Source organism: Sphaerobacter thermophilus DSM 20745 (assembly GCF_000024985.1).
GTDB classification, from domain to species: domain Bacteria; phylum Chloroflexota; class Chloroflexia; order Thermomicrobiales; family Thermomicrobiaceae; genus Sphaerobacter; species Sphaerobacter thermophilus.
Genome location: NC_013523.1, coordinates 2,332,939 through 2,356,330 on the forward strand (window position 1 = coordinate 2,332,939; position 23,392 = coordinate 2,356,330).

At 68.4% G+C, this 23,392-nt stretch carries 19 protein-coding genes; 9 read left to right on the top strand and 10 right to left on the bottom strand.

All coding sequences use genetic code 11. The features are described from left to right. Position 1 precedes the first annotated feature (1 nt). Together STHE_RS10540 and gltX are read left to right on the top strand one after the other, a co-directional pair. Entirely contained in the window at positions 2–3,379 is a 3,378-nt protein-coding gene (locus STHE_RS10540) for a UvrD-helicase domain-containing protein (protein ID WP_012872566.1), read from the top strand. A 133-nt stretch (positions 3,380–3,512) separates the two neighbouring features. Then, a complete protein-coding gene (gene gltX, locus STHE_RS10545) occupies positions 3,513–5,006 on the top strand; it encodes a glutamate--tRNA ligase (protein ID WP_012872567.1) in 1,494 nt (497 codons plus the stop codon). Between the two features lie 61 nt (positions 5,007–5,067). On the opposite strand, the gene STHE_RS10550 is transcribed toward gltX, so the two are convergent. Further along, positions 5,068–5,580, bottom strand: a complete 513-nt coding sequence (locus STHE_RS10550; RefSeq protein ID WP_012872568.1) for an IS1096 element passenger TnpR family protein — start codon at positions 5,578–5,580, stop codon at positions 5,068–5,070. A 280-nt stretch (positions 5,581–5,860) separates the two neighbouring features. Here STHE_RS10550 and STHE_RS10555 point away from each other — a divergent pair, with 280 nt between their 5' ends. The 4 genes from STHE_RS10555 to STHE_RS10570 all read left to right on the top strand — a co-directional run bounded on the left by STHE_RS10555 (position 5,861) and on the right by STHE_RS10570 (position 8,541). Further along, positions 5,861–6,067: a helix-turn-helix transcriptional regulator gene (locus tag STHE_RS10555; protein WP_012872569.1), complete on the top strand. Its 207-nt coding sequence runs from the start codon at positions 5,861–5,863 to the stop codon at positions 6,065–6,067. A 15-nt stretch (positions 6,068–6,082) separates the two neighbouring features. Beyond that, a complete protein-coding gene (locus STHE_RS10560; RefSeq protein WP_012872570.1) occupies positions 6,083–6,475 on the top strand; it encodes a hypothetical protein in 393 nt (130 codons plus the stop codon). A 106-nt stretch (positions 6,476–6,581) separates the two neighbouring features. Further along, the gene (locus tag STHE_RS10565; protein ID WP_012872571.1) at positions 6,582–7,439 is read left to right on the top strand and encodes an ABC transporter ATP-binding protein; all 858 of its coding nucleotides are present in this window, start codon (positions 6,582–6,584) and stop codon (positions 7,437–7,439) included. Positions 7,440–7,452: 13 nt separating this feature from the next. Continuing rightward, complete coding sequence (locus STHE_RS10570) at positions 7,453–8,541, top strand: ABC transporter permease (protein WP_012872572.1); 1,089 nt, start codon at positions 7,453–7,455, stop codon at positions 8,539–8,541. Between the two features lie 191 nt (positions 8,542–8,732). Here the strand turns inward: STHE_RS10570 and STHE_RS10575 are convergent, their stop codons facing one another. From STHE_RS10575 to STHE_RS18525, 5 genes are all read right to left on the bottom strand, one after another. After that, positions 8,733–9,746, bottom strand: coding sequence for a WD40/YVTN/BNR-like repeat-containing protein (locus STHE_RS10575; protein WP_012872573.1), 1,014 nt, complete (start codon positions 9,744–9,746; stop codon positions 8,733–8,735). Between the two features lie 212 nt (positions 9,747–9,958). Beyond that, positions 9,959–11,314 (bottom strand): L,D-transpeptidase, encoded by a 1,356-nt coding sequence (locus tag STHE_RS19450; protein WP_012872574.1) that lies wholly within the window; start codon positions 11,312–11,314, stop codon positions 9,959–9,961. A 548-nt stretch (positions 11,315–11,862) separates the two neighbouring features. Then, a complete protein-coding gene (locus tag STHE_RS18030) occupies positions 11,863–13,359 on the bottom strand; it encodes a hypothetical protein (RefSeq protein ID WP_012872575.1) in 1,497 nt (498 codons plus the stop codon). A 426-nt stretch (positions 13,360–13,785) separates the two neighbouring features. Next, positions 13,786–13,983: a hypothetical protein gene (locus STHE_RS10590; RefSeq protein ID WP_012872576.1), complete on the bottom strand. Its 198-nt coding sequence runs from the start codon at positions 13,981–13,983 to the stop codon at positions 13,786–13,788. A gap of 13 nt (positions 13,984–13,996) precedes the next feature. Beyond that, positions 13,997–14,233, bottom strand: coding sequence for a glutaredoxin family protein (locus STHE_RS18525; protein WP_012872577.1), 237 nt, complete (start codon positions 14,231–14,233; stop codon positions 13,997–13,999). 278 nt (positions 14,234–14,511) lie between these two features. Here STHE_RS18525 and STHE_RS10600 point away from each other — a divergent pair, with 278 nt between their 5' ends. The 3 genes from STHE_RS10600 to STHE_RS10610 all read left to right on the top strand — a co-directional run bounded on the left by STHE_RS10600 (position 14,512) and on the right by STHE_RS10610 (position 17,528). Beyond that, positions 14,512–15,495: a gluconeogenesis factor YvcK family protein gene (locus STHE_RS10600; RefSeq protein WP_012872578.1), complete on the top strand. Its 984-nt coding sequence runs from the start codon at positions 14,512–14,514 to the stop codon at positions 15,493–15,495. 188 nt (positions 15,496–15,683) lie between these two features. Then, complete coding sequence (locus STHE_RS10605; protein ID WP_012872579.1) at positions 15,684–17,120, top strand: glycosyltransferase; 1,437 nt, start codon at positions 15,684–15,686, stop codon at positions 17,118–17,120. A gap of 18 nt (positions 17,121–17,138) precedes the next feature. Further along, a complete protein-coding gene (locus tag STHE_RS10610) occupies positions 17,139–17,528 on the top strand; it encodes a c-type cytochrome domain-containing protein (protein WP_083776102.1) in 390 nt (129 codons plus the stop codon). Between the two features lie 360 nt (positions 17,529–17,888). Here STHE_RS10610 and STHE_RS10615 read toward each other — a convergent pair whose 3' ends face one another. From STHE_RS10615 to STHE_RS10630, 4 genes are all read right to left on the bottom strand, one after another. Next, complete coding sequence (locus STHE_RS10615; protein ID WP_012872581.1) at positions 17,889–19,595, bottom strand: hypothetical protein; 1,707 nt, start codon at positions 19,593–19,595, stop codon at positions 17,889–17,891. Next, positions 19,592–20,662, bottom strand: coding sequence for a signal peptidase I (locus STHE_RS10620; protein ID WP_012872582.1), 1,071 nt, complete (start codon positions 20,660–20,662; stop codon positions 19,592–19,594). Before STHE_RS10620 ends, STHE_RS10615 begins: the two co-directional genes overlap by 4 nt. Before the next feature lie 277 nt (positions 20,663–20,939). Beyond that, on the bottom strand, positions 20,940–22,109 hold the full coding sequence (locus STHE_RS10625; RefSeq protein WP_148219961.1) for an Ig-like domain-containing protein: 1,170 nt from the start codon (positions 22,107–22,109) through the stop codon (positions 20,940–20,942). A 15-nt stretch (positions 22,110–22,124) separates the two neighbouring features. Continuing rightward, positions 22,125–23,144, bottom strand: coding sequence for an Ig-like domain-containing protein (locus STHE_RS10630; RefSeq protein WP_012872584.1), 1,020 nt, complete (start codon positions 23,142–23,144; stop codon positions 22,125–22,127). Between the last annotated feature and the right edge of the window lie 248 nt (positions 23,145–23,392).

A 23,392-nucleotide genomic window follows, 5' to 3' on the forward strand; every position in this document is an offset into this window, starting at 1 on the left:
CGTGGACTACCGGCCGATTGACCAGGCAACCCGCGAGGCGATCCGCACCGCGCTCGACCGCAACTTCTTCGTCGAGGCCGGTGCCGGGACCGGCAAGACGACCGTCCTGGTCGACCGCATTGTCGCCATCCTCCGCAACGGCCACGCGACGGTGGACGAGCTGGTGGTCATCACCTTCACCCGGCTGGCCGCGGCGGAACTGGCGACACGGGTCCGCGAGCGACTGGAGGAGACACGCGATACCACCGAGTCCGAGGAGGAGCGCGCCCGGCTGGAAGAGGCACTCTACGCGCTCCCCCGCGCCCGGATCGAGACGATCCACGCCTTCGCCGCCGGGCTCCTGCGGGAGCGGCCGGTCGAGGCGGGGCTCGACCCCGGCTTCGAAGAGATGGACGACCTGAGCGCCTCGCTGGCGTTCGACGAGGCGTACCAGGACTGGCTCGCCACGCTCCTGAACCCCGAGGACGGCGAGCGCCCCGAGGCGGTCTGGCGCGCGCTCAACCGGGGACTGGATCTGCGGCATCTGCGCGAGGTCGTGGAGCAGGTGCACCACCACCGGAGCCTGCTGCCACTCGTCCATGACGACGTGCCGGCACCCGACATCCACGGGTTCCTGGCGCGGTTCGAGCAGGACGTGGACGAGCTGGAGGAGATCCTCGCCCGCTGCCGCAACCCCGCCGATCACGGTGCGCAGCAGATCCGCATGCTTATGGCCCAGCGCGATGACCTCCGCGCGGTGCGCAACGACCGCGACGCCCTGGAGCGCGCGATCCTGCACCTGCCCAAGATCAGCCAGAAGGGAGCGCGGACGAGCTGGGTCGATCCGGCGGACTGCGACCGGCAGAAGGAGATCTGCCGGGAACTGAATGAGGCGGTCGAAGAGGTCAAGCGCGCGCTGCGCGCCGAGGCGATCGCCGGGCTGCTGCCGCTGGCCGAGGACTTCGTGCGGGGCTACACCGAGCAGCGCCGCCGCACCGGCCGGGCCGAGTTCGAAGACCTGCTCATCTGGGCGCGCGACCTGCTGCGCGACCGGCCGGAGGTCCGCCGCTACTTCCGCGAACGCTTCCGCTGCATCCTGGTCGACGAGTTCCAGGACACCGACCCGCTCCAGGTCGAGATCCTGCTCTACCTCTGCGGCGAAGAACCGGACGGGGTCGCCGCGCGCGACTGGCGCGAGCTGCGCCCGGCGCCGGGACGGCTCTTCCTCGTCGGCGACCCGAAGCAGTCGATCTACCGCTTCCGCCGCGCCGACATCAGCATCTACGAGTGGGTCAAGCGGCATGTCCTGCCGGGTGATCTCTGCACCATCACCCAGAACTTCCGCTCGCTCGGCGGCGTCATCGACTGGGTGAACGGTTGCTTCCAGCACATCATCGCCCCGCATGACGGCGTCCAGGCCGGGTACGTCCCGCTCGATCCGTGGCCGCAGGCCCGGCTCGACCTGCCCCGCGCTCCGGTCGTGGTCGTCCACCACGAGATGGACGGCTCGGCCGACGACGTGCGCCGGTACGAGGCGACCACGCTGGCGGCACTGCTGCGGCAGGCGGTGGATGTCGAGGGCTGGCCGGTGCGCGACCCGGAGACGGGCGAGATCCGCCCCGCCCGCTGGCGTGACGTCGCCATTCTCATCCCCAGCCGGACCGGCATCGAGATCTACGAGGAGGCGCTGGCCGAGGCGGGCATCCCCTACCGCCATGAGGGCGGTCGCAGCTTCTTCCAACGGCAGGAAGTGCGGGAGCTCATCAACTGCCTGCGCGCTATCGACGATCCGGGCGACCGGCTGTCGATGGTCGCGGCGCTGCGCTCCGGCGCCTTCGGCTGCTCCGATGAGGAGATCTTTCTGGCCGCCGAAGCCATGGGCACCGACTTTGACTACCGCCGCGAGCCGCCGCCCGAGCATGCCGCCGTGGCCGACGGGATGCACACCCTCCGCGAGCTCCACACGCTGCGGCACCGCCTGCCGCTGCCGGAGCTGGTGCGCCGCGTGATCGACGAGACCCGGCTGATCGAGTACGCCTTGACGTTGCCGCAGGGAGACCAGGCCGCTGCCAACCTGCTCAAGGTCGTCGATCAGGCTCGCGCCTTCGCCGCCGCGCGCGGCGGGGGACTCCGCGCCTTCGTCCGCTGGCTCGACACGGCCACCAGCAGGAGCACCGAGGAGGAGGACGCCGACGTAGCCGAGGCGGGGGACGACGTAGTGCGCCTGCTCACCATCCACGCCGCCAAGGGGCTGGAGTTCCCCATCGTGGCGCTCGCCAACCTCCAGGGCCGCGACGCCAGGACCAGGAACGTCATCCCCGACCATGCCGTTCGCCGGTTGCACCTGCGGGTCGGCAGTCAGGACCAGGGCTACTTCGAGACGCCGGGGTACGCCGCGGCGGCAGAGATCGAGAAACAGCACGACGCAGCCGAGCAGGACCGGCTCCTCTACGTGGCCGCCACCCGTGCCCGCGATCACCTGATCCTCCCGGTGATCATCTGGAAGGGTTCCAGGGAGAAGGAGCGCAAGCCGAAGGGGATGCTCGCCCGCCTGGCTCCCCACCTGCCCGTGCCGACGCCCGACCACTCGCCCAACGGCGCGGACATCGACGGCTGCCACGTCCTCCTCGCCGCGCACCTCCCGGTTGGTGACAACGGTTTACGGGAGTCGCCGCCCGCCACCAACGTGGATGTCGACGACGTCCTGGCCGTCCGTGAGCGGTGGCTCATGGAGCGCGCCGCGCTGCTGAAGCAGGCCGGGGCCGGCCTCCAGGTCACGACTGCCAGCAGCGTCGAGGCGTGGGACCAGGAACCGGCGGACGACGCCGAGGCGACGCCGGGTGCGCTGCCGCGTGATGCCGCGCTCGCCGTCGGCACTGCCCTCCACGCCACGATGGAGGCGCTGGACCTGAGTGACGACGGCGAGGTCGAGTCGATGGCCCGCGCTAAGGCCGCCGAGGCGGGTGTGCCCGGCCACGCGGACGAGGTCGCCGCCCTCGCCCGCGCCTGCCTTGCCTCCGGCGTGGTTCAGCGTGCCCGCGCGGCTGAGCGCGCCGCGCGCGAGGCGGCCTTCACCCTCCCCGTGGGCGACGGATTCGTCGAGGGCCGGGTCGACCTCCTCTTCCGCGAGCCCGACGGCCTCGTCATCGCCGACTACAAGACCGACCGGGTAACGCCGGAGCAGGTCGACGCGCGCCTCGCGGTCTACCGCAACCAGGCGGCGGTCTACGCCTTCGCCGTGGCCGAAGTCACCGGACTACCGGTGAAAGAGGTCGTCTTCGTCTTCGCTCGCGCCGGGGTCGAGCGCGCCATCCCGGTTGACGACGGCCTCCTCGCCCTCGGCCGGCACCTGGCGACCGCCAGCGCGACCCTGACCGACGCAGCCGTCGCGGCGGGGTGAGAGCGGCGCGCGGTTTGTTCCCACACGATCATGATGTGAGCCGGGTAGCGGCGCCGCGTTGCCCGGTGACGGCGTGGTGGCTCATACTTGGCACCGGGGCGCGTCGTCTGATGCCTCGGGAGGGAGAACGGATATGACCGGGACGCGGGTTCGGGTGCGCTTCGCGCCCAGCCCCACGGGCGACCTCCACGTCGGTGGAGCTCGTTCCGCACTCTTCACCTGGCTCTTTGCCCGTCACCACGGCGGCGACTTCATCCTCCGCATTGAGGACACCGACCGCCGCCGCTACGTCGAGGGCAGCGTCGAGGGGATCGTCGAGTCGCTCAAATGGCTCGGGCTCGAATGGGACGAGGGGCCGATCTTCCAGAGCCAGCGACTGGAGATCTACCGCGAGCACGCCGAACGTCTCGTCGCGCAGGGCGACGCCTACCCGTGCTACTGCACCCCGGAGCGGCTGGAACAGGTGCGCGCCGAGCAGCGCGCGCGGGGCGAGCCGCCCGGCTACGACCGGCGCTGCCGCAACCTGACGCCCGACGAACGCGCGGAGTTCGAGGCCCAGGGGATCACCCCGGCCATCCGCTTCAAGATGCCCGAGGCGGGCACGACCGTTGTGCCGGACCTCTTGCGCGGCAACATCACCTTCGAGAACCGCCTGTTGGAAGACGCGGTGATCCTGAAGTCGGACGGCTTCCCGACCTACCACCTGGCGGCGATGGTCGACGACCACCTGATGGGCATCACCCACGTCACCCGCGGCGAGGAGTGGCTCCCCTCGGCGCCGCTGCACGTCCGCATCATCCAGGCATTCGGCTGGGATCTGCCCACCTTCGTCCACCTGCCTGTCATCCTGCGCCCCGACGGCAAGGGGAAGCTCTCCAAGCGAGACGGCGCCGTCGGCGTCCTCGAGTACCAGCGGGCCGGCTACCTGCCCGAGGCGGTCGTCAACTACCTGGCGCTGCTCGGCTGGTCGTACGGCGACCAGGAGATCTTCACCCGCGAGGAGTTGATTCAGCTCTTCGATCTGAAGGAGATCAACCCCAGCCCGGCGCGCTTCAGCTTCGACAAGCTCGCCTGGATGAACCAGTACTACATCAACCACATCATCTCGCTGGAGGATCTGACCGTCCGCTGCATCCCTTACCTGCGGGAGGCCGGGCTGGTCCCGGCTGCGGCCGAAGACCCGACCACACCCGAGCACGCTTACGTGCGCTCGGTTGTCGCCCTGCTGAAGGATCGCCTCAAGACGCTGGCCGAAGTGGTCGAGTTGACCAGCTTCTTCTTCACCGAGGGGACCGAGGAGTACCCGGCGGACTTGCTCGTGCCGCGCAAGACCGAGCCTGCGAGCGTGCTGGAGGGACTCGATCGCACGCGGGAGATCCTGGCCGACGCCGACTTCGAGGACGAAGCCGGGATGGAGGCAGCCCTCCGCGCCCTGGCGGATGAGATCGGGCTCAAGGCAGGCCAGCTCTTCATGCCGATCCGCGTCGCCGCGACCGGGCGAACCGTCTCCCCCGGGCTATTCGAAACGCTGCGGGTGCTGGGCAAGGAACGGACCCTGGCTCGGCTCGACGTGGCCCGCGACAAGCTCCGCGCCTACGTCACCGAGCAATCCTCCGCCGCCAGTTAGCGTCCGTCGCCCGACTGAATACGAGCGATGAGCGGGCGCCCGTGGGGCGCCCGTACCGCTCCTAGAGCTCGTCCTCATCCTCGTCCAGGTCGTCCTCGTCGTCCCATTCCTCGTCCCACTCATCCATGTCCGGGTACTGCGGCGGCGCCTCCCCGTGCTTGGCGACGACCCGGGGATAATCGGCGTCGGGGTCCACGGCGTCGCTCGTCCGCTGGAGCTGGACACCGAAGTGCCACTCGTCGCCGAAGTCGTAGATGTAGAGGAACTCCTTCGTGCCCGATGGGCCCGGCAGCGGCAACTCGCGAATGACGACCTCGTCGACCTCCGGGTCGTCAATGTTGTAGGACCCCTCCTGATCCCATGCCTTACCGGTCAGGTAGAAGGCCCACATGTGGTCCAGATCGAAGTCGAACGCGAGCGGGATGGCATCCCCCAGCTCGGCGACCACCTGGTTGGCCGCGATTTCGATGTCGCGCCAGATCTCCTGCGGGTTCGGTGGCGCGTAGCCGCCGCCGAGCATGCGGACGCGGAAGGTATAGATCGGCGCCTCGTAGGGAGCGGGTGTCGTCGACATCGGAGTCTCCCTCCGCTGATTGGGCCGGTGCCGAGCTGCCACCCGGGGGCCGGCGTGCCCGCGACTCCGGGCGCTCCGACCATGCACCGGACCCATGGAACGCGCGCATGGGCAAGACCAGAGCACTCATTCCCACTGCATGAAGAACGCCAACACTGCGCCGTGGCGGGCGATGAATCCTCATCTCCCCCCAGCCGGCGATGGAAAGCATCCTTGACATCGGGCCGCACCGTCGCTATCCTGAAGATGGAAAGCGAACTTTACATCGGGGAGGATGGTGGTGCGGAACCGAGTACGCGAGGCGCGGCAGAAGCAAGGCTGGACCCAGGACGACCTCGGGCGGCGCGTCGGCGTTTCACGGCAGACGATCAACGCGATCGAGAACGGCCGCTATGACCCGTCGCTGCCACTGGCGTTCAAGCTCGCCCGCGTGTTTGAGACCACCATCGAAGATCTGTTCTTTCCGGAGGAAACGCCCGTGACATGAGAGGAGCGGAACGAAGTGGCAGCGGTACGGAACCAGGTTGCGAGCTTCCTGGCACTGGCCGCCGTCGCGGTCGTGCAGTACCTGATCGTGCGGAGCCACGGCGTCACGGATAGTTGGTTCTACCTGTTCGCGGCAGTGCTGTTCGGCGTCATGGCCGTGGCCTCGGTCCTCCAGGTCATGCTGCGCGGTGAGGACACGATCGTCCGGGCGATGGACGAACGCGCGGCCTGGCTGCAGGCCAAGGCGATGCGGTACGCCTACAGCGCAGCCATCCTCGCAACCTACTTCGTCGCCTTCCAGCAGGCCCTCGCAACGGGGGAGGTCTACAACCCGGTCACTTACCTGTTCGCCTTCATGGGCGCCACCTGGAGTGTGGCCTGGCTCGCCGTCCAGTGGCGCTATCGCTGAGTCCGACCCGTCGCTGAGACGCGCGTGGCATGATGTCAGGGGCTGCACCACCGAGAAGCTCCGGTGAGCTGCGCCCGGAGACCTGCTGAGGAGGAAAGGAGTCTGGATGACGGCATCCGCTACACCGATGGTCACCGTCGAGCAGCTCGCCAAGCACTACGGCAGCGTGCGCGCGGTCGACGGGATCAGCTTCAGCGTGGCGGCGGGCGAGGTCTTCGGCCTGCTGGGCCACAACGGCGCCGGCAAGACCACCACCATCCGCATGCTGACCGGCCGTACCCGCCCGACCGCCGGGCAGGCCACCGTGGCGGGCTACGACATCGTTGCCGAGCGGGACAAGATCAAGCCGCTCATCAACCTCGTCTTCGAAGACCAGAACCTGTACGAGCGCCTGAGCGGACGAGAAACGCTGCACTTCTTCGCGGACCTCTACCAGGCGCCCCGCTCCCGCGCCGACGACCTCCTGGAGCTGGTCGGGCTCACCGAGGCGGCCGACCGCAAGGTGAAGACCTACTCCACAGGGATGAAGCAGCGACTGCTCGTCGCCCGCGCGCTGATCAACGAGCCACGCGTCCTCTTCCTCGATGAGCCGACTCGCGGCCTCGACCCTTCCTCCGCCCGTGACCTCCGCGATCTGGTCAAGAACCTGAGCGCGCAGGGCACGACCATTGTGCTGACGACCCACTACATGGAAGAGGCCGACGAACTGTGCGACCGGGTCGCCTTCCTCAGCCAGGGGAAGATCGTCGCCCTCGACACTCCTCGCGAGTTGAAGCTCCGCTACGGTCAGCGCTCGGCCACCGTGCTCCTCGACGACCGCAGCGAGCACACCGTGCGGCTTGACGATCCCGCCGACGCCGACCGGCTCGCAGCCTGGATGCGCGACGGGCGCGTCCTCACCATCCACTCCAATGAGGGGACGCTGGAGGACGTCTTCATCGCCCTCGCCGGGCGACCGCTGTGAGGAGGAGCGGAGCATGCGTTTCAATCTGATGTTGCCGATCTTCCGCAAGGATCTGCGCGACGCGATCCGGGACGCGCGGGTGCTGGTCGCCGTCATCGTCCCGCTCGGCCTGGGGATCCTCTACGGCCAGATCTTCAGCGACGAGGCACCGACCTTCGAAGTCGACATCGCGTACCACGCCGCGGGCCAGACGCAACTGCTCGACACCCTGCAGACGGCTGCCGGCCCGGCGGTCAAGCTCATCGTCACCGCCTATGACGACGAGGCGGCAGTACGTGAGCAAGTGGCCAACGAGGATGCCGACGTCGGCCTCGTCATCCCGGCCGGGTTCGACGAAGGCGTCGCCGAGGGTAGCTCGCCGCCGCTGACGGTCATTCGCGGCCAGACCAACAGCGACGCCGACCTCGTCACCGCCATCCTGGACGGGGCGCTGCGCACGATGGCCGGGCAACAACCTCCGGCGACGATCCAGCAGGAGATCATCGACGAGCCGCCGAGTGCCGCCCAGGCGATCTTTGAGGAGCTGGGGCTGCGCCGCTACTTCGTGGTCGCGGTCGCCGTGATGCTGGTCGCTATGATCGGCATGCTGGCCGTGCCGGTCATCCTGGCCGAGGAGGCGGAGAAGAAGACACTGGACGCGCTGGTGATGGCGGTGTCCTACACCGACGTGATCGTTGCCAAGGCATTGGTCGGCCTGGTGTACGTCGTCATCTCCGTCGGGCTGCTCCTGGCACTCACCGGCGTCGCCCCTGAGCAACCGGCGCTCTTTATCGGAGCGCTCCTGACTCTCAGTCTGGCGATGATCGGCTTCGGCCTGCTGCTCGGCGGGGTGTTCAAGAACGCGAACCAGCTCAACACCTGGTCGGGCTTCATCCTTCTCCCGGTGATCGCCCCGGCGTTCATCGCCGGATTGTCCATGCCCGACGTGGTCGAGGTCCTGCTCAAGCTGCTCCCGACCAGCCAGGCCGTCCAGCTCATGATCAACGGGCTGAGCGGCCGGGCCTACTTCGCGGACACCTGGCTCGGCTTCGTCGTGATCCTTGCCTGGACCGCCCTTGCCTACCTGCTGCTCCTGCGCACCCTCCAGCGCCGCGAGGCGTAGCGGTCCGGACGCACCGGTAACGGGGAGCGGTGGATCAAGGTGAACACCTCGGCATAGGGGGTCCGCCACCCGGCCTGTGCCGCGCTGTGGGATCCTTCACGCCACCCTCCCCTGGCCCATGCCGACCACGTACATCGTGTTGAGTCATCGGGCGCCATCAACGACGCCCGCTCCCGCCCCGTGCCCGGCCCTCAGCCGGCCAGGAAGCAGGCGGCTTCGACCTTTGCCTTGAAGTCCGCGGGCAGGGCCGAGCGCCAGTGCCAGGCGCCAGGGTCGGCGGGTTCGGCACGCAGCAGCCGCCCGCCGGAGCAGATCGCCCACACCGTGTCGTCCGGCGCCGCCAGGAACAGCTCGACCATGTCCTCCATCGGCGTCTCGATACCGGTCCCGGCCGGCTCCCAGGTGTCACCTTCGTCGACCGAGACCACGATGCGGCCCATGCGCCCGACATGCGGCGCCGGGCCGGCGAGCAGCAGATCGGGCCGCGCCGGCGGGACGATCGTGGCGCGCGTGTAGTCCGTCTCCACCTTGGTCCAGGTCGCGCCGCCATCGCGGGAGCGGGCGATGCCGCCGTACTGGGGCGCACCGTCACCGCGCGGCTGCGACTTCAGCGCGGCATAGCCGAGGGAAGCGTAGAGAATCCGTGGGTCCGACGGGTGGCCACCGATGTGATGGATGTCGTGGTCAGGCCCGACATCAACGTAGGCCCAGGTGACCCCGCCGTCGCGACTCTCGATCAACCCACCGACTTCGACCGATGCCAGCAGGCGCTGGCTCTCGCCCGGCGGCGAGTAGATGTTGCGCACCGCGCCGGCCCGCGGCGAGTAGGGCAGGAACCACTCCTCGTAGCCCGCCAGGTCGCGGATACCCGCCAGTTCCTCCCAGGTGCTGCCGTCGTCCAGGCTGCGGAAGATCCGCCCCGGCTCGGTGCCGCAGAGCAGCGCGCCCGGACGGGTCGGGTCTGGGGTGATGGTGCGCGCGGCAGGCGCCGTCATCCCGCCGTCGACCGGGGCCCACGTGCGGCCGCCGTCGCTGCTGCGGAAGAGGCCGTTGCCGTAGCTCCCGGCCAGGATCACGGTGTCGCCGCGTGCGTCGCGGAGCGCGTAGACGGCGCTGATCCGCTGGTCGTCAAGCCCGAGCGACTCCACGCCGGAGGTCGTCAGCCGGACGACGCCCGCGTCGGTCCCGAGGTACGTCTCGAACATGGGATGCTCCTTCTCGTCGCCGCGTGCGGCCCGGTTGGATACCCCGATTCTACGCGACTCAGGGAGCAGAGGGCGGGGACGTGGTCCGTGTTGCGTGTTCCGTGTTCCGTATGGGGCACGTCGCCGTCGCACAGTCCCGGGTGAGACGACTAGCGCGCAAGCGCTCAGGAGCACGGAGCACGCAACACGGACCACGCAACACGGATCGCGCCTCAGTAGTGGATCGCCACCACCGACCCGACCGACAGGAAGTTCCAGAACCACTCGGCGTCGGGCAGGAGCAGGCCGATGCAGCCGTTGCTACCGAAGCCGCCGAAGGCGGAGGGCGGCGTCCAGTAGTTCTCATGGATGGCGTACCCGCCGTCCTTGAAGTACTGGGTGAACTGCACGTTCTCCAGGTAGTAGTAGCCAGGCTGCCCCTTCTGGATCCCGATGGTCGCCGAGTCCATCGTCTCGTTGCGCACCCGGTACTGCACGTTGAAGACGCCGATCGGGGTCTTGCCGTCGCGCCCGGCGGTGATGATCGCGACGTAGACCGGTCGCGAGCCCTCGTAGGCCACCGCGTAGAAGTTCGACAGGTTGACGTCCACCCAGCGCCCGCCGTAGATCTGCGGCGGAGCGGCGGGAACCAGCGGCCGCACCCAGGCCGCCGCGACGTAGCGACCGTCACCGATCTGGTACCAGACCGGGATTCCGTCCACCGGGTCGCCTTCGACGATGGCGCGGATGGCGACCGGATGCCGGTAGTAGGTTGTGCCGACCGTGGGCGCGTCGAGGCGCGGGGCCGAGCGGATGTTCAGGACGTCGGCAGTAATCGCGCCGAAGACCGCGCCGTCGTGAGTGCGGATCGCCTTGCCCCAATCGGGATCGAGCAGCCCCGGGAAGGCGGAGATGGCATCGCTGTCTTTCGGGACCGGTGCGGTGCTGACCCCACGGCTGGCCGCGTAGTCCGCCCCGAGCCGGCCGAGCAGGACCTCGAACTCGGTGCCGCGGTGCTCCGGGTGCCACTCGAAGCGCGCCCGCTCGAAGTACTGCACCGTCAGCCCGTTCTCGGTGAACTCCTCGCTGATCGGATAGCCGAAGACGTAGAGTCCGCCGTGGCGCTGCCAGTAGTCCAGGAAGCCGTACGCCAGGGAATGTCCGGTCTCCGGGAAGAAGCGCCGGTGCGGGTCACCCCCGGTGCCGGTATCGGGAGGGAGCGGCCGGAACGGGTCGGTGTGGCGCAGCCGCTCAGCGACCCAATTGCCCAGGAGCGTCGCCTGCACCACGTAGCGCGTGCCGGCATGCTGGTCGTGCCGCTCGAAGCGCGCCCGCTCGAAGTACTGCACGAGCATGCCGTCCTCGACGAACGGCTCGGTCAGCGGGTAGCCGAACGTCATCAGACCCCCGTTGGCCTGCCAGGCGGTCAAGAAGTCCCCACTGAGATGGTGACCGGTTTCATGGAAATAGATCTTGGCCGGCAGGATATCTGCCGCCTGTGCGGCCGGCGCGCCGAATACCCCGGCCACACCGGAAATCAGAACCGCAATCAGCACAGCAAGCAGCGGAAGCCGCCGAAGACGGTGCACGCTCATCCCCTCCCCCACCTGTCTGATCTTCTCGGGCCGCGCCCGCTCTCCTCAGGGTCTTCTGTCGCCCCACCTCTCTCAACGGAGCATGGTGACCGATGTTACATGAACATCGGCATACGCACCCCTCTCCGCTCGTCTCACGTGACCGTCACGGGCAGCTTGCCGCGCGGACACGCCGGGGTCGGGCAAACAACAGCACCAGCGCAACCCCGAGTGCGGCGATCAGAACCCGGCCCGATGGCCGGCTACGGGTCCACACGCTCCGCCACATGGCGCCCCTCCCCTTATCCGGTCGTGTGACAGGCACCATGTCGTCCCATCTTCATCATAGACAGCATCTTCATGACGGCGACCTGTACCTCCGGCCAGGATCGCCCTTTCTCATCCCCGCACACTCCACACCGTGCCACGGCCACGCAATGCGAACTGGGGCGAGACGGGGAGATCGCGGGACGAACGCAAACGGCCGCTCCCTCATGGGTCGCGCTCACCCCAGGAGGAGCGGCCGACCCCCTGCCGTGCGGCGGCCAGCGCCGCCGCGCGCGTCACTCCTGTACCGGGGTGGCTGAATACAGATGCGCGCCGTAGGTACGGGTGTGCCAGCGGAGGATGCCGATGCCAGGCTCGAACCAGAGGGTGGCGGAGAGCCTGAAGCCCTGCGGGGCCGCGCGGTCGGTCGACGACGACAGCTCGATCTTCCACGACGGGAAGAGCCCGGCGGGAGTCGCCACCAGGTCACGGCCGAGAACAAGCCCGCTGACGAGCGTGCGCCGGGGCGGGCCGCTGGTCGAGAGCACGGTGGTGCTGGTTTGCCACTGCACGCCGGTCTCCAACGGCAGCGGCGGGAGGTAGCGGACCGGCGGCCAGTAGACCGCCGACTCAAGCAGGCGACCGGCTTCGTCCACCTGGTCATGCCCGTGGAGAGTCAGACCATCCGGGCCGACCGACCAGTAGGTCACAAAGCGCCCGGTCCATCCCGACTCACTGCGGGTAATCAGCGTGGACCCGGCCGTGAAGGACTCCGAGGTGCCGGTGATCCGCCACTCGGTGTCGATGCCCATCGTCGTCGCGTAGGTCCAGGTCCGGCCCTGGACCATGCCGTACCCCACGAGATCGCCCGTGGACGTGGTGGGGGGCGTGGCCTCGTAGCGCCAGCGGTGGTAGTGCTGCCCGATGTTCCCCATCTCCACCTGCCACCCGGCCGGGTTGTCCGGCGTGTAGGTCAGCACGCGGCGCTCAAAGGGCTGCACCAGCACCCAGCGCTCGACCCCGGCCACCTGCACCCGTGTCCAAAACGGGTCGGCGATCGGGTAGCCGAGGACGAAGAGCCAGTCGAACAGCGGCTCGGCCATGGCGAATCCGCTTTCGCTCGCCACCAGCCCGGGCTGGGTCATGAACTCCCAGAATGCGACCGGGATGTTGTAGCCCACCGGCGTGCCGAAGGGACCGGTGTAGGTGATGTAGCGGGTGAAGCGGGCCTTGGGATCCTGGGCGGCCTCGTCGTACGTGCCGGGGCCGTCGGGCAGCAGCGCCATCGTCGCCGCCTCGCCGGTGCGATCCGGCTGGGTCTGGTCGACGATCGCTTCCAGGTCACGATACGTCGGGAAGGTGTTCGTGGGGTCGCCCGCCACCGGCACCTCCGCACCGTGCCCGTTGAGGAACGTCCCGTCACCGATCTGCACGCGTCCGCTGATCAGCTCGCGGGTCAGCAGGCCGCTGGTAACGTACCAGGGGCTCGTCGGGTCGCCCTGCGGGTCAGTCAACTCCATGCGCCCCTTGTCGAAGTACTGCACCCGGCGCGCACCACCCGGCGCGTCGACGTAGCGCTCAGTGACGACTGCATCGAGCGGCGCCGGCCCCCAAAGCCAGGAGCGCGTGACCGCCTGGGTGGCGACCGGGCGTTCGGTCCGCTCCCAGAGGCGGGCGAAGGCAGGCTCGCCAATGGCGGGCGTATCTGGTGCGGCACGCACGCCGACCGGGCTGACGGCGGTGCCTGCCAGAAGCAGGGTGAGGACGATCGCGACACGGAGGAGACTGGACACGACAGGACTCCGACCCTGGACCACGGCGCCTGCCACACCTTGCAGGTAAGCCCCGGTGTGCGGCGTCACCCATCGGGACGATATGCGCACGCGGGCTAACGGTACGGGGTGACGCAGACGACGAAGAGAGTCTAACAGGTCAGGTGCCCTGTGTGTCCCGTTCTCTCGCAGGCCACAGTCATGACCCGGCACGATCGCTTTCAGGCGTGCCGGGACGTGAACCATCTGGTGGAGATGTGTGGTGGCAAGGTGGTCGCGCAGGGAGCGCCGGCCGACGTGGTCACGCCCGCGCTCGTGCGGGATCTCTATGGCGTGGATCGCACCCTCGTGAGGGCTCCGCTGACCGGCACACCCATTGTCACGGCCATCCGCCACACGGCGGGCATGGCCGTCTGCGCCAACGGCGGTCCATCCGGGCGTTCGGCACTAGTGGAAGTGGTTGTGGCCGCCACCCACGGTCAGGTAGAGGATCGCGATCACCACGGCAATGACGATGATGACGGTCATCGCCGGCCGCGGGATCTCCTCTTCCTCGTCCTCGTAGTCACCTTGTCCTACATGGCCTGCGAGGTCCAGATCCTCCGGGCCGGTCCCGTGCAGCGGCTGGTCCGGCTTCTCGGCCATACGCTCCCTCGAATCAGGTCAGGCCCAGCAGGCGGGAGAGCCGCGCCTGGTCGAACCCGATGACGACGTGCTCGCCATCGATCAGCGTTGTCGGCGTCAGGTACGAGCCCAGCTCCAGCAGCTCCCGGAGCGCGTCCGGGTCCTCGGTGATGTCTCGCACCGTATAACTGATGCCGCGTCGAGATAGATACTCCATCTCCTGGTGGCAGGCCCGTCACCCGGGCTGGGAAAAGATGACGACCGTATGCATAGCGGCTCTCATCTCCGACGCACGCCGCGACTCACCGGCGGTAGTCCGCACTGTACCGCAGGATCCCCACCGCGTCCACTCGATGCGCTCCCCGTCCGAATCGTCCATCTTCGTTCATCGTGCGGTACGATGAAGGTACGGGGGAGAGGGAAGGTCACGGTCCCGGGAGTGACGAGGGTCGCTGCCCGCGTGGCGGTTTCGGCGCGACCGCCATCGGGCAGGGCGCGGCGAGCCGATCCACGTGGGTCGGCGCCCGCGCGGATTGTGAGGGGGCGACCATGCGCCAGCGGATCGACGAGCGCATTGTGACGGTCGGGGGTGGCACCGGCTCCTACACCATGCTGTCGGAGCTGCGCAAGGTCGCCACCAACCTGTGGGCCATCGTCACCATGATGGACTCCGGCGGATCCTCGCGCCGGCTGATCGACGAGTTCGGCCGCCCGCTGCCGCTGGGTGACCTTCGCCAGGCGCTCGTGGCCCTCTCACGCGCCAGCGCGCTCTGGCGAGAGCTGTTCAACTACCGGTTCCCCGAGTTCCCCGACGCAACCACCCAGGGCGTCGGCGGCCACGCGCTCGGCAACCTGATCCTCCACGCCCTGCAGGACCTGAACGACGGCGACCTGCTCGGCGCCATCGAAGACGCCGAGGAACTGCTCCGCACCAACGGGCACGTCATCCCCGTCACGCTCGACCAGTCCACGCTCTGCGCCGAGTTGAGCGACGGCACGGTGATCCGTGGCGAAGCGGCTATCGACCGCCCCGAGGGCCGGCCGGTGCTCCCGATCCGACGGATCTTCCTCGACCCGCCGGTGCGCGCCACGCTGCGGGCGCGCAAGGCACTGGAGCGCGCCGACAAGATCCTGATCGGCCCCGGCGACCTCTACACCAGCGTGCTCCCCTGCCTCCTCGTCGAGGGCGTGGCCGAGGCGATCCGCGCCAGCGACGGTGAGGTGATCTACATCTGCAACGTGATGACCAAGCACGGCGAAACCGACGGCTTCGCCGCGTCCGATTTCGTGCGGGAAGTCCACCGCTACCTGGGGCGCCGGGTCGACGCCGTCGTTGTCAACACCGGCGACTATCCACCGGAGCTGCTCGCCCGCTACGCCGAGGAACGGGCGGAACCGGTGCGACCCGACCTCGACACGGTGCGGGCACTGGTGCCCCGTGTCCTGACCGGGCCGGTCGCGCACACCGAGCGGCTGATCCGCCACGACGCCGAGCGTGTCATCCTGACCATCTGGCCCGAGCTGGCCAGTTGACGGCGGCCGGTCCTACTCGGGAGCGCTGGCATCGTGCCAGTTGACGGCACTGATCCCACCCCGGAACGCGATGGCGGGATCTCGATAGTTGGCCACTGACGGCACCGATTCCGCGCTCTAGGCTATCCTCAAGAAGCGTAAGCCGTCGCGGTGCCCCAGGGCACAGCACGAGCCCGAGGAGGTGTGCGTTGCTCGAACTAATCGATGTCGGCACCCAGTCGATCGATGCCTACGCAGCCAGCGCCGGCGCCGAGGTCGTCGAGGAGCTCCGAGCTCTGGCCGAACCCCTGCGCGGCGTGCGGGTGCTCCACCTGAACGCGACCCCGTACGGCGGCGGCGTCGCCGAGATCCTCCGCTCCAAGATCCCGCTGCTGCGCGACCTCGGGCTGGCAGCCGACTGGCGCATCATCTGCGGCGATGAGGCGTTCTTCACCGTCACCAAGAAGATCCACAACGGCCTGCAGGGCGCGCCGTATCCCCTGACCCCCGAGGAGAAGGAGATCTACCAGGCACACAGCAAGCACAACGCGGAGCAGTTCGAACGCCACTACGACGTCATCGTCGTCCACGATCCCCAGCCGCTGGCGCTCCTCCACTTCCACGGCCGGAACTCCGCCCGCTGGATCTGGCGCTGCCATATCGACACCTCGGAGCCGAACCTCGAGGTGTGGGATTTCCTGCTGCCCTACCTGGAAGGCTACGACGCGGCGGTCTTCACCCTGGGCAGTTTCGTCCCGCCACGCTTCCCCGCTATGCGCGTCGACGTTATCCCGCCGGCCATCGACCCGGTGAGCCCGAAGAACCTCGACCTGGACCCGCACCTGGCTCGCCGCGTGCTCGAGTGGATCGGCGTCGAGGTGGACAAACCGCTTATCACCCAGGTCAGCCGCTTCGACCCGTGGAAAGACCCGCTCGGCGTCATCGAGGGCTACAAGATGATCAAGTCCGAGGTGCCCGACCTCCAGCTCGCGCTGGTCGGCTCGATGGCCCTGGACGACCCCGAAGCCTGGGACATCTACCGCCAGATCCGGGAGGCAGCCAACGCCGACCCCGGCATCCACGTCTATACGAACCTCACCGGAGTCGGCAACCTCGAGGTCAACGCCTTCCAACGGCTGTCCGACGTCATCGTTCAGAAGTCGATCCGCGAGGGATTCGGGCTCGTCGTCTCCGAGGCGCTCTGGAAAGGCACCCCGGTGGTCGCCGGCCAGGTCGGCGGCATCCCGCTTCAGATGCCCAAGGGCATCGGCGGCTTCCTGGTGAAGACGATCGAGGAGTACGCCGAGCGGACCCTCTGGCTGCTGCGGCACCCGGAGGAGGGGAAGGCGTTGGCGGAGCTCGGCCGGGAGCGGGTGCGCAAGCGCTTCCTGCTGACGCGCCTGATCGCCGACGAGCTGCGCCTCTACCGCGACCTGCTGAGCGGCGAGCCGCTCGCCGCGGAGGTCTGTGACCCGGTCTGCGGACACCGTGTCGCGCCCGGCACCGGTGTGGAGACGCGCCACGGCGACACCGTGATCCGCTTCTGCTCCGAGGATTGCCTGCGCATGTTCCTCAGAACCCACGACCGGTTCGAGTGGATGACCCAGGGCCCAGAGATGGGGAAGAGCGGCAACGGGGCCGCATGAGTCCAGAAATGAGGAGGAATGAGGGTGCAAATGTGGCGGCGGCTGGTCGCAGGGTCGCTGCTGGCGATAACGCTCCTGACCGCGGCGTGCGGCGGCAGCAACGAGGAGCCGGCCGAAGTGCCGACCGGGGAGGTGAGCTTCAAGAAACACGTCCAGCCGATCCTGCTGCGCAACTGCGTCGGCTGCCACGGCGGCTCAGCCGGGCTCTGGCTCGACCGGTATGAGACGGTGATGGAGGGCACTCCGCGCGCGCCGGTCATCATCCCGGGCGATCCCGACGCGAGCGAGCTGTACCTGCGCATCACCGGCCAGAAGCAACCCGCCATGCCCATCGGCGGCCGCAAGCTCCGCCCCGAGCAGATCGAAACCATCCGCCTCTGGATCGCCCAGGGCGCCAAGGACAACTGACCCAGCCGCCGGCACGGCCCTTGCCCGCCTCCCCCTTCCGACGCCGACACGGCTAGCGGCGTTGATTGGGAACGTGAGCCGATATCAACACCCGGCACCGCGTGCGCAGATGTCATCCCGAGCGGAGCCGGGGGCGGCGGCCAGCCGTCCCCGGCGGCTCCGTTCGAGTCGAAGGATCTCTCCTCGGCTTCACTCCCAGCGCAGAGATCCTTCGCTTCCGCCGCCATGCGGCGGACGGCTCCGCTCCGGATGACATGAATACGAGGCACCGCCCACGAGAAAAGCACGAGACCTCGCCCCGCAACAAGAGTTCGAGGACTCGTCCGCAACACCAACGCGCGGCATTACCCGCAATGGGTACTACGCCTCGTCCTGTGTTGGGTCGTCGGGCGTCGGGGTTGGCTCGGGAGCCGGGTCGGGGTCGGGCTCCGGGGTGTCCGGGACTGGATCGGGGTCCGTGTCGGAATCCGGGTCGGTGCCGGTGGCAGCTTCGACGGGTGCCGGCGGTGGTGCTGGCGGCGGGGGTGGAGGCGGCGGCTCCTCGGCCGGGGCAGCGGGCTCTGGCGGATCGCGCGCGGGATCGTCCTCCGGGAGGTCGGTCGCGTCCGATGGCGGCGGGTCCTCCGCTGGCTCGGGTGGGGAGCATAGCAGCGGGTCGGACGCGACCGGCTGATCGGTAAGCGCGGTTGTGGTTTCCGACGCGAGTGTGAGCCGCAGCGCGCCGGTCACAGTCGCGTCGCGGTATTTCTCGGGGATGGTCAGGCAGAAGTCGTAGCGCGTCTGCCAGCGGTCGAGCGTGATCGTGACGGTGTCACCGGTCGGCTGCCAGGCGCCGGTAGCCGGGTCCTGGTACTCCAGCGCCAGTACGATCTCCGAGCCCGCCTGCAACCACGGGAACCGATCGACGACAACCTCGCCGCAGACACGATCTTCGCCGTCGCAGGCCCAGGTGATGCGCTCGATCGTCAGCGGCCACGCCTCGCGCGTCTCACGCGGTTGATGCGGCGCACGCGGCGGCTGCGACCGTGGCGCGGGCGGGTCGATGCTGAAGGATGGCGGCGGCACGGTCGGCACCGGCGCCGGCGTCGCGCGCGGTTTCGGCGTAGGTACCGGAGTTGGTGCCGGGGACGGCTCCCGATTGCCGGGCCGCGGCGCAGCGGACGACACCGGGGTGGGCTTCGGAGTCGGCATCACCTGTGGCTTGGGATCGAGGTCACTCGCCGGTTCAGGCTCGGTTGGCGGCGCTGGCTCTTCGCCTCCATCGCGCGTGGTTGGCGCGGGCGTCGGGGTGTCGTCCGTCCCATCCGGCTTGGTCGACGGCGTGTCCGACGTATCGGTGCCCTCGTCGTCGCCCGGTTCGGGCATGGGCGTCGGCGTTCCGTCCTCGCTGTCCGTCGCGTCGTCGGCAATGCCCTGGTCGCCGGTAATCGCTCCCCCTGGGTCCTGGGCAGCCTTGGACTTCGGCCCGCCTGGGGGAACGATGTAGGTGATCGTGTCGCTTCCGGCGAAGGTGCAGCGGTCGCCGCCTACGACGCCTTCGACGGTGATCGTCACGTCGCCGGCCAGCTGGCCTTCCACGAGATCCTCGGCCAGATGATGGGGGATCGTTACTTCCAGCCGCCCATTGCCCTTGTACTTTGGCGCCGTTGCAATGTTCGGCCCGATGCTGTTCTCACTGGTCCGCAGAGTGATACTGGCGACAGCGATCTGATGGGCTGAGTAGGCGTGCGACACGTCGCTCGCGAGCGTGATCTCAACCTTGAGGTCAGGCCCGTTGCCCGTCGGATTGAATGACCGGGGCGTGATCCACACGTCCGCCGGGATCGGGTCGGCCGGACACCACGTGCCCATCTGGACCGTCGCGCGGATGGTGAGATCCTGGGACCAGCCGCCGTAGGCGATCGGCAGGGTGAGCATCGAGAGCAGGCAGAGCGCCGAGAGGGCGCTAAGGGCAGTAGCGCGCAGGCGCTTGATCCGGCTACGCAGGCGGGCCTTCCCCGGGTGCGCCGTCGGCTCGGGCGCGCCGGACGTGGGAGGTGTCAACCGACAAAACGGATGCTCACTCATCGCACCACCGCCGTCACGAGACGCTTGAAATAGATCCCCGGCAGCCCGGCCTTGGGGATGTGCAACGCGAGCCGTCCCCGGACGTGCTCGGCCGGCACCCGGGGGTCGGGCGCATCGTTGTTGTCGCCCTGCGTGATGAAGACGAGCCCGCCCTCCTCCTGGCGGATCTCAATGATCCGGTGCAGCACGTCGTGGTTGCCGTCCCGGAACTGGATGATGTCCCCGACCTTCAGATCCTCCGGGTCCACCGGGCGCACGATGACCACGTCGCCGGTGTGGAATCCCGGCTCCATGCTGATCCCCTGCACCAGAACCGGCCGCACACCGAAGACGCCGGTGTTGAACCAGACGATCACCACTAGCAGTACCGCCGCGACCATCCAGTGGAGGCTGATACCGCCCTCCTCGGCTTCGGCCGCCTCCTCCGGCTGGATCAGGAGCAGACCGAGCAGTGGGACCATGACGCCGATCATCGCGGCGACGGGCCAGGGGAGGTCGGGCAGAAGCGGCGACAGCCACTCGAAGGCAGTCAGCACGCCCAGGTAGCCAATAGAATCGAGCGGGCCGCCTAGGAGTGCCAGGTAGGTCGCCAGCAGGCTGGCCGCCATGGCCGGTAGCGCGACACGGCCCAGGTAGTCGAAGGCGCGGTCGGGATCCGTGAGTTGTGTCACTGCATGCGGCGACAGCGTCACCAGCCAGAGCAGCACCGTGGTGGCGGCGACCGCGAGCGCTTCACTGCGCTGCTTCATCGCCGATACGAGATACCAGCGGGCCAGTTCGCGCCCGACAAGGAGTGCGCCTGCGTACCAAAGGTTCAGAATGATCGCCAGTGGCGCGTGCCCGTATGGCGAACGGCCCCAACCGAGGAGGAAAGCGGCGATGGCGGAGATTCCAACCTGAATTGCGCCGATGGCGAGCGCGGGGAGGAGGAAGCCAGACGCGCGCAGCGACGCCCGCGGATCGTGCCAGGCCAACCGGAGCGCCAGCAATCCCAGCAGCAGCCAGAGCATTGGCCGGATGACGTACATGTCCACGCGCGCCGGAGCCAGCGGCGCCAAATAGCTCACGCCCGCATAGACAGCTACGATCGCGCCGACGATAGCCAGCCAGCCCCGTCTTGGTGCGCTGGTGCCACGCGCCGACGGTGTGCACGCGCTGGGCAGCAGAAGGACGGCTCCCTCAATCCGAATGGAACCTCGGGCCGCGGCACCCGCTGCGACCGGCTCCGCGCGGGATAGGGCGCGAGCGCCTCGCCCGGCGCCGGCGGCACGGTACCGCTGGGAACGTGAGCGCCGCCGGGGAAGATCCCCGGCGGCGCCTGGGTGGCTGGTTCGCGTCGAGAGGCTAACGGTTGGGATAGCGGGCGTCGAGCACCTGGACGCCGATGCGACCGAGCAGGACGTCGTAGCGCTCGGGCCACTCACCCGGGTGCCACTCGAAGCGCTGCCGCTCGAAGTACTGCACGGTGTACTCCACGCCGGTATCCGGGTTGACCTCCCGGAACTCCTCGCTGATGGGCAGGCCGTAGACGGCTAGGCCGCCGAAGGTCTCCCAGTAGGTCCGGAACCCGCCGCAGAGGTTATGGCCCGTCTCCGGGAAGTAGCGGCAGGCGGGGTTCGCCTGAACGGCCTGGAACGGCAGCTCGCCGCGGCGTCCCTCGGTCACCTCGTTGCCGAGCAGGCCGAGCAGGACGTCGTAACGCTCCGGCCAGACGCCGGGATGCCACTCGAAGCGGGCGCGCTCGAAGTACTGCACCGTCACACCATTCTCGACGAACTCTTCGGTGATCGGCATGCCGTAGACCGCGAGCCCACCGAACTGCTCCCAGTAGCTCCGGAACCCGGCGCAGAGGTTGTGCTGCGTAGCCAGGAAGTAGACGCAGCCGGGCCGAGCGGGCGACGGGTCGGCCGGCCCGAAGGGCCGTCTCCAGTTGATGGTCACGCTGGCTGAAGGCTCACCGGTGTCGCGCACACCGTTGCTGTTGAAGTCGGCGTAGGCGGTCACCGTGTCAGTACCCACGTTGCTGCCGGTATAGGTGAATACGGCCTTGCCTGTGGCGTCGCTCGTCCGCACGCCGCTGGTGCTGTTGCTGCCGGTGACCGAGAAGCGGATCGGAACCCCGGACACGCCGCCGTCGGGATCCGCCAGGGTCGCGATGACCTCCACCGCGCTGCCTGCGTCAGGCGCATCGGCGGAGACAGCCAGGCTCAGGGTGGCATTGCGCACCCAGGTGATCGTCGCGGTCGCGGTCGGCTCGTTGCTGTCCCGGCGGTTGTTCCCGTTGAGGTCAGCGTAGGCACTGACGGTATCGCTGCCGGCGTTCCGCCCGGTGTAGGAGATCGACGCCACGCCCGACTCGTTGGTCGAGCTGCCACGCGAGACCGTGTTAGCACCGGTGATGTCGAAGTAGACCATGATCCCGACGATCGGGTCGCCCTCGGCGTCGGTCAGCGTCGCCGTCAGCGTCTGCGAGAGGCCGGTCGTCAGCGTGTTCGCTGTGGGCGAGAGCGTCAGGCCCCCGCGCCCGGCCTAGTCCACGGTGGCCTGTGCTTCCGGCTCATCGGGACTGTTGAGAGAGCCGTTCATGTTGAGGTCGACGTACGCAGTGATCGTGTCGCGACCAGTACGGCTACTGGTGTAGCTGAGAGTCGCCACACCGTTGGCGTTGGTCTTGACGTCCCTTGTGTCCGGGTTCTGGCCGGTAACGGTGAAGCGCACCGTCGCCCCGGCCACAGCGACGTTGGCGGTATCAGTGACCCTGGCCGTCACCTCGTGCGGCAGGCCCAGCGTGCCGGTGGCGCTGTTGGGCGACAGGGTGATGTGTACCGGGCCGCGCACCCAGCGCACCGTGGCCGTCACTTCCACGTCGTCGTTGCTGGGGCTTGTCACCTCGACCGTGTCGGTGTCGTTGTTCGCCGGCAACGTTCCCGTGCCCTCGTACGTGATGGTCGCGGTGCCGTCTTCAACGGTTACGGTCCCGCCCTTACCCTCGTTCGGGCCCTCAATCACCTCGAAGTTGAGCGTCGCACCGTCAGTCGATCCACCGTCGTTGGCACGCACCGTCGCGGTGAGCGTGACCGACTTGCCGCCGATGCCGAACGACTCTGACGGCGTGAGGGTCACCTGCGTCACACGGAACCAGGTGACAGTCACCTCGTCCGATGCGAGCTCCTGACCATTGAGCGAGAACGTCGCCTCGATATCGTCCTCACCAACCTGATTGCTCGTGTGCGTGAATGTGACCTCGCCGTCTTCGTCGGTGGTGAGTTTTCCGGTCCTGTTCACGGTGCCAGTGATGCTGAATGCGATTTCGGCGTCCTTCTCGGCGACACCACCCTTCGTCAGTTTCGCGGTGAGCGTGACTTGTTGGTCGACCTCGAGCCGCTCTGCGCTGGCGGTCAAGGTGAGTGAATATGGTGGTTCCGGGTCATCAGCACTCACCACCGCGGGCGGTGCCGCCAGGACCAGCAGCAGGAGCGCCGCGAGCAGTCGCGCCAGACGGTAGGTGTGGTGGCGGGAGGGACTGGCGTCACGTCCTGTGCGTCTCACGATATCCTCTCCTTCTCCGGGCGGACCGGCACGAAAGCGCCTTTCCGCAGGACATCGCTGGATCGCGCTCAACCCGCGCGGCATCGTGGCGGTCGCCGCACGACTGGCGTACAGGGCACCCAGCGCACTCAGCCCGCGCGCCCGATGGCGTACGTACATCGCTTCTCATTCTGTCGGCGTCCGTTGAGCATGTCAAGCATGACGTATATGGATTGGAAACGATCATACCCTCACATCATCACGCATGG

Excerpts from the sequence above, each read along its gene's own strand:
- STHE_RS10570 (WP_012872572.1), top strand. The coding sequence starts at position 7,453 with ATGCGTTTCAATCTGATGTTGCCGATCTTCCGCAAGGATCTGCGCGAC.
- STHE_RS10600 (WP_012872578.1), top strand. The coding sequence starts at position 14,512 with ATGCGCCAGCGGATCGACGAGCGCATTGTGACGGTCGGGGGTGGCACC.
- STHE_RS10550 (WP_012872568.1), bottom strand. The coding sequence starts at position 5,580 with ATGTCGACGACACCCGCTCCCTACGAGGCGCCGATCTATACCTTCCGC.
- STHE_RS10610 (WP_083776102.1), top strand. The coding sequence starts at position 17,139 with ATGAGGGTGCAAATGTGGCGGCGGCTGGTCGCAGGGTCGCTGCTGGCG.
- STHE_RS10590 (WP_012872576.1), bottom strand. The coding sequence starts at position 13,983 with ATGGCCGAGAAGCCGGACCAGCCGCTGCACGGGACCGGCCCGGAGGAT.
- gltX (WP_012872567.1), top strand. The coding sequence starts at position 3,513 with ATGACCGGGACGCGGGTTCGGGTGCGCTTCGCGCCCAGCCCCACGGGC.
- STHE_RS10615 (WP_012872581.1), bottom strand. The coding sequence starts at position 19,595 with ATGAGTGAGCATCCGTTTTGTCGGTTGACACCTCCCACGTCCGGCGCG.
- STHE_RS10565 (WP_012872571.1), top strand. The coding sequence starts at position 6,582 with ATGACGGCATCCGCTACACCGATGGTCACCGTCGAGCAGCTCGCCAAG.
- STHE_RS10575 (WP_012872573.1), bottom strand. The coding sequence starts at position 9,746 with ATGTTCGAGACGTACCTCGGGACCGACGCGGGCGTCGTCCGGCTGACG.